This window comes from Pantoea sp. RIT413 (genome assembly GCF_003057675.2).
In the GTDB taxonomy this organism is placed as follows: Bacteria; Pseudomonadota; Gammaproteobacteria; order Enterobacterales; family Enterobacteriaceae; genus Pantoea; species Pantoea eucrina.
On the sequence record NZ_QBJB02000014.1, the window covers coordinates 86,863 to 93,066 of the forward strand.

6 protein-coding genes are annotated in these 6,204 nt (G+C 58.4%); 5 read left to right on the forward strand and 1 reads right to left on the reverse strand.

Features of this window, described 5'->3' with window-relative positions:
• The first annotated feature begins 192 nt into the window (after positions 1 to 192).
• Both DBY66_RS15245 and DBY66_RS15250 read left to right on the forward strand, forming a co-directional pair.
• The gene (locus DBY66_RS15245) at positions 193 to 1,542 is read left to right on the forward strand and encodes an NCS2 family permease (RefSeq protein WP_094111306.1); all 1,350 of its coding nucleotides are present in this window, start codon (positions 193 to 195) and stop codon (positions 1,540 to 1,542) included.
• Between the two features lie 141 nt (positions 1,543 to 1,683).
• Positions 1,684 to 3,333 carry a Na+/H+ antiporter gene (locus tag DBY66_RS15250; protein ID WP_039382034.1) on the forward strand — a complete coding sequence of 550 codons (1,650 nt, stop codon included), beginning with the start codon at positions 1,684 to 1,686 and terminating at the stop codon, positions 3,331 to 3,333.
• Between the two features lie 23 nt (positions 3,334 to 3,356).
• Here the strand turns inward: DBY66_RS15250 and DBY66_RS15255 are convergent, their stop codons facing one another.
• On the reverse strand, positions 3,357 to 4,259 hold the full coding sequence (locus tag DBY66_RS15255; protein WP_071668445.1) for a LysR family transcriptional regulator: 903 nt from the start codon (positions 4,257 to 4,259) through the stop codon (positions 3,357 to 3,359).
• 102 nt (positions 4,260 to 4,361) lie between these two features.
• Between DBY66_RS15255 and DBY66_RS15260 the strand changes: the two genes are divergently transcribed.
• From DBY66_RS15260 to DBY66_RS15270, 3 genes are all read left to right on the forward strand, one after another.
• Positions 4,362 to 4,784, forward strand: coding sequence for a CidA/LrgA family protein (locus DBY66_RS15260; protein ID WP_071668444.1), 423 nt, complete (start codon positions 4,362 to 4,364; stop codon positions 4,782 to 4,784).
• Positions 4,777 to 5,472, forward strand: coding sequence for an LrgB family protein (locus DBY66_RS15265; RefSeq protein WP_104085610.1), 696 nt, complete (start codon positions 4,777 to 4,779; stop codon positions 5,470 to 5,472). Before DBY66_RS15260 ends, DBY66_RS15265 begins: the two co-directional genes overlap by 8 nt.
• A 130-nt stretch (positions 5,473 to 5,602) precedes the next feature.
• On the forward strand, positions 5,603 to 6,148 hold the full coding sequence (locus DBY66_RS15270; RefSeq protein ID WP_039382044.1) for a YfaZ family outer membrane protein: 546 nt from the start codon (positions 5,603 to 5,605) through the stop codon (positions 6,146 to 6,148).
• The last annotated feature ends 56 nt before the right edge of the window (positions 6,149 to 6,204 follow it).

Here is a 6,204-nt window from a genome sequence, read left to right on the forward strand (position 1 = left end):
GACGATTAACAGTTGAAAACGTTACCCCAAACGCCAGATAATCGCCTGCCATTTTATCTCCCCCTCTTTGACGGGAAGTACATAGCTGCGTAATCGTTTGCGCCTCTTTTCTCTTTGAGAAATCCCCACCAGGGTGATGCGTAAGCGGCAGCTGTGCGGCGACTTACATCTAAAATATGCAGAGGAATAATTATGTCTGGCGACTCACGCCCGGCCAGTGGAAAACTGGACGCCTGGTTCCACATTTCAGCACGCGGCAGCAACGTGCGGCAGGAAGTGCTGGCGGGGCTTACCACCTTCCTGGCCATGGTCTACTCGGTTATTGTGGTACCGGGCATGCTTGGTAAAGCGGGCTTTTCCCCTACGGCGGTATTTGTTGCCACCTGCCTGGTCGCCGGGTTTGGCTCCCTGCTGATGGGACTCTGGGCCAATCTGCCGCTGGCTATCGGCTGTGCTATCTCGCTGACCGCCTTCACTGCATTCAGCCTGGTCCTTGGGCAGCACATCAGCGTACCGGTCGCGCTGGGCGCCGTATTCCTGATGGGATTACTGTTTACGTTTATCTCGGTAACCGGTATCCGCGCCTGGATCTTACGCAATCTGCCGATGGGCGTGGCGCACGGTACCGGGGTTGGTATCGGCCTGTTTTTACTGCTGATTGCAGCAGACGGTATTGGCCTGGTGGTAAAAAACCCGGCCGCAGGCTTGCCGGTGGCGCTGGGCGATTTTACCGCGTTTCCGGTCATCATGTCGCTGGTGGGTCTGGCGGCAATCTTTGGCCTGGAAAAACGCCGCGTACCTGGCGGCATCCTGCTGACTATACTGGCTATCTCACTGATTGGGCTTGTGTTTGATCCGGCGGTGACCTGGCAGGGGCTGTTTGCGATGCCAAGCCTGAAGGATGCCAGCGGTCAGTCAGCGATGTTCAGTCTGGATATCGCAGGCGCGCTGCAGCCAGCCGTACTGCCCAGCGTTCTGGCGCTGGTTATGACAGCGGTATTCGATGCGACCGGCACCATTCGTGCGGTTGCCGGGCAGGCCAATCTGCTGGATAAAGAAGGGCAGATCCTCAATGGCGGCCGGGCGCTGACCAGCGACTCCCTCAGCAGCCTGTTTGCCGGCCTGGTCGGTGCGTCTCCGGCAGCAGTCTATATTGAATCAGCAGCCGGTACGGCAGCGGGTGGCAAAACCGGCTTAACCGCTATCGTCGTAGGCGTACTGTTTCTGCTGATGCTGTTCATGTCGCCGCTTGCCGGTCTGGTGCCGGCCTATGCGACCGCGCCGGCGCTGATGTATGTCGGGCTACTGATGCTGAGCAACGTGGCAAAAATTGATTTCAGCGATTTTGTAGATGCCATGTCAGGCCTGCTGACCGCGGTGTTTATTGTGCTGACCTGTAACATCGTGACCGGCATTATGCTGGGCTTCGCCTCGCTGGTGATTGGCCGTCTGTTTGCCGGGGAGTGGCGCAAACTCAACGTGGGGACGGTAGCGATCGCTGTTGCACTGGTCACCTTTTATGCGGCAGGCTGGGCTATCTGACCACAGGTTCCAGTAATTTTCAGATAATCCCCTGACTTTGCCAGCGCCGCACATCGGGTCCCCCTATGTGCGGCGTTTTGTTTTACACTTTTTAGCGTAACGACCCTCGCTTTTAACCATTTCGATTCGCCTAAGGAAAGCATGGAAATCTTTTTTACTATTCTCATTATGACGCTGGTGGTGTCACTCTCCGGCGTCGCGGCAAGAATCCTGCCGTTTCAAATTCCGCTGCCGCTGGTGCAGATCGCAGCGGGTGCCTTACTTGCCTGGCCCACGTTTGGCCTGCATGTCGATTTCGATCCGGAACTCTTTCTGGTGCTGTTTATCCCGCCGCTGCTGTTTGCTGACGGCTGGAAGACGCCTATCAATGAGTTTCTGAGCCACGGTCGCGAGATCCTCGGGCTGGCGCTGGTACTGGTGCTCATCACCGTGGTCGGTATCGGCTACCTGATCTACTGGCTGGTGCCGGGTATTCCGCTGATCCCGGCTTTTGCACTGGCAGCCGTGCTGTCACCGACCGACGCCGTGGCGCTGTCGGGTATCGTTGGCGAAGGGCGCATCCCAAAGAAAATCATGTCGATTGTGCAGGGTGAGGCGCTGATGAACGACGCCTCTGGCCTGGTATCGCTGAAATTTGCGGTCGCCGTGGCGATGGGCACCATGGTCTTTACCTGGGGCGGCGCCAGCGTGGAGTTTCTTAAAGTGGCCATTGGCGGACTGATTGCCGGCGTGGCCGTTTGCTGGCTCTATGGCCGCTCGCTGCGCCTGCTGAGCCGCTGGAGCGGAGACGATCCGGCGACGCAGACCGTGCTGCTGCTGCTGCTGCCGTTTGCCTCCTACCTGATTGCTGAACATCTCGGCGTCTCCGGTATCCTTGCCGCCGTCGCGGCCGGGATGACCATCACGCGCTCCGGCATCATCCGTCAGGCGCCGCTGGCGATGCGCCTGCGCGCAAACAGCGTCTGGCAGATGCTGGAGTTTGTGTTCAACGGCATGGTGTTCCTGATGCTCGGCCTGCAGCTGCCGGATATCCTTGCGACGTCCGTTGAGCAGGCGAATGCCGATCCCAACGTCGAGCTGTGGATGCTGTTTACCGATGTCGCGCTGGTGTATGCGGCGCTGATGATTGTGCGTTTTGGCTGGCTCTGGATCATGAAGCGCGCCAGCATGCGCCTGCTGAAGAAAAAACCGCTGGAATTCTCAAACTACTCGCTGCGCGAGCTGCTGATTGCCTCTTTTGCGGGCGTACGCGGTGCGATTACGCTGGCGGGCGTGCTCTCTATTCCGCTGTTTCTCAGTAATGGCGAGCCCTTCCCGGCGCGTTATGAACTGGTATTCATCGCCACCGGCGTGATCCTCTTCTCGCTGTTTGTTGGCGTTATCCTGCTGCCTCTCCTGCTGCGCGGTATCGACAGCCATGATAAAGCAGGCCACCGTCATGAACTGCAGCATGCGCGAGCCGCGATGGCGGGTGTGGCGATTGAAAGCCTGCATAAGATGGAGCAGCGGCTGGAGAGTGATACCGAAGAGAATATCGATCCGGAGCTGCTTAAAGAGGTCAGCCTGCGGGTGATTGGCAACCTGCGCCGCCGCGTGGATGGCAAGGATGACGTGGATCAGGCACTGTTTGCTGAGAACCTGGAGCGTCGTTTCCGTCTGACCGCGCTGCGCGCCGAGCGTGCTGAAGTGTATCACCTGCGCGCAACGCAGCAGATTTCCAATGAAACGATGCAGCGCCTGCTGCGCGATCTCGATCTGCTGGAAGCGCTACTGATCGAGAAAGAGGAGTAACCTCCTTTGCATGCCGCCGCGTCTCACACCTGCAGACGCGGCGCATCATCTGGCCAGTGTGTGCGACAGCAGCTGATCCAGGCTTCCGCACTGCGCGACAGATAGCTCCCTTCACGCCAGATCAACCCGATACGCCACTCCAGCGCAGATGCCAGCGGCAGCCACGCCAGCGACTGCGGATCCAGCCGCTGACAGATAGGTTCCGGCAGTACGGCTACGCCCATCCCCGCCTGCACCATCGCAGCCAGAAAATCCCACTGACCGCTGCGCAGCGCAATCTGAGGCGTTACGCCTTCACGCTGAAATGCCTGCATCAGCTGGCGGTTAAGGGCAAACTCTTCATTCAGGATCAGCAGCGGATGCTGCGCCAGTTCTGTCAGCGTCAGATGCGGGCGGGCGTGCCAGGCCGCGCTGCGCGACACCAGCACGCAGAGCGGATGGCGCATCAGCTCCAGCGTGTTAAGCGGTAAATCGGGCTCAACCGGCAGGGCGGTAAGCGCAATATCCAGCGCGCCGCTCAGCACCGCCTGCTGTGCGGTCAGCCCGCCTGATTCTGCAATATGCAGCTGCACGCCGGGATAGCGGCGCTGAAATGCTGAAATTGAGCCGGCAATCTGCATGCCCACCATCGGCGGAATACCCAGGCGCAGCTCACCGGTTTTCAGCTGATTGATATCACCAATCTGCGCCTCCAACTGATGAAACTCCTGCAGGATCGCGAGACCGCGCTGGTAGACCGCCTGACCGCTGTCGGTGAGATGCAGACGGCGTCCCTCCCGCCGCAGCAGCGCGCACCCCAGCTCCTCTTCCAGCTGGCGCACCATTTTGCTGATGGTGGGCTGCGTAACATAAAGCTGCTCTGCTGCACGGGTAAAGCTCTGCTGCTGTACTACGGCGACAAAGTAGCGCAGGGCACGTATATCCATGATCATTCCTTAATGGCATAGTCCGGATGATTTTAATTCATTTCTTTCACGGTTAGCGGCAGATTTATACTGCGCTTCTCACATTCCTTACCGGAGATCGCCATGGCTGCCGCCATTAATCCGCGCCCCCGTCTCTTACAACATCTGATACTGCCGCTGCAGCTGCTGCTTTATATCGGGCTATTCAGCGTCTGCGATCTTCTGGTGCGCTGGCTGCACCTGCCGCTACCGGCAAATGTACTCGGCATGGTTATGCTGCTGTTATTGATTGTTTTGCGCGTATTGCCGCTGGGCTGGGTCCGGGCCGGGGCAAACTGGCTGCTGGCTGAAATGCTGCTGTTTTTTATTCCGGCGGTGGTGGCGGTGGTCAATTACAGCGATCTGCTGCGCAGTGAGGGATGGCGTATTTTTATCGTGATTGCGATCAGCACGCTGCTGGTGCTGGCGGTCACATCGCTGGTGGTTGATCGCCTCTACCGGTTTGAAATGGCGCGTGCGGCACGCAGGCAGGATATCCATGAGTAACGCCATCATCAGTCTGCTCTGTCTGGCACTCACCCTGCTGGTCTATTACCTCAACAAGCGTCTCTACCGGCGCTGGCGGCGGCTGATGCTGATGCCGCTGGTGCTGACGCCGCTGATACTGGTCGGGCTGCTGCTGATTACGCATGTCAGCTGGCAAAACTATATTGCGGAGAGTCACTGGCTGCTCTGGCTGCTGGGACCCGCCACGCTGGCGTTTGCCGTGCCGGTGTATGAAAACATGGCGCTCATCCGGCGTCACTGGCTGTCGCTGAGTGCGGGGGTTCTGTGCGCTACCACGGTTGCCGTGTGTAGCTCAGTCTGGCTGGCGCGATTACTGGCGCTGCCGGAGAGTATTCAGCGTAGTCTGGCCGTGCGTTCAATCACCACGCCATTTGCGCTGGCCGCCGCCGGTCCGATGGGCGGACAGCCCGATCTGGTCGCGCTGTTTGTGGTGATCACAGGCGTGTTTGGCATGGCGGCAGGGGATATTCTTTTTCTGCGCATCGCGATAAAACAGGGGGTGGCGAAAGGCGCCGGGCTGGGTGCGGCCTCTCACGGTGCCGGAACTGCGCGCGCCTATCAGATTGGTCAGCAGGAGGGGGTGGTATCCAGCCTGGTGATGATGCTTTCGGGCGTCGTCACGGTTCTGCTGGCGCCGCTTCTGAGCCATCTGTTGTGGCAGGCATGACACGTTTATCGATAAATCGTTCCCATTGTAATTTAATTTTACGTAAAGGTTTCCAATAAAAGTTGTGTCTGACGACTATGCTAACTACTCTTTGCGCCGACTTATTTTTTACTTCATGGAGTGGATTAGCATGATCAAGCAACTTGTTACCGGAAGCGTTTTGGGCCTTGCACTGCTGAGCGGTAGCGTACAGGCGATTGAGGGCAGTGTTGACGTGGGTGAGCACAGCACCAACCTGAACCTTGGCCTCGGTACTACCTCTCCGGGTCTGTTTCTGAAAGGTAACTGGCTGCGCAGCGACCATGACGGCAGCACCTACGGTGCAGGTCTGGGCTATAACATCGATGTTGGCGATCTGCGCGTCGCGCCGACGGCAAAAGCGCTGTTTACGCACCCGGAAGATGGCCGTGATGGCTTCACCATCGCCGTGGGTGCAGGTGCACAGTACAGCTTCAACAGCATGTGGGGCCTGTATGGTGAATATTACTATGCGCCAGAGGCGTTTTCCGATCGTCTGGACAGCTATCAGGAAGCGTCAGGCGGCCTGAGCTTTACGCCAGTTTCACTGCTGAACCTGCGCGTGGGCTACCAGTATATCGAGCTGAACAATAAAGGCAGCCGCAAAGATAACGTGCTGGTAGATGGCCCATACGTAGGTGCCTCACTCCGCTTCTGATCTGCCGCTGCAAACCAGGGGCGCATAAATGCGCCCCCTACATCACCTCGCAGGGG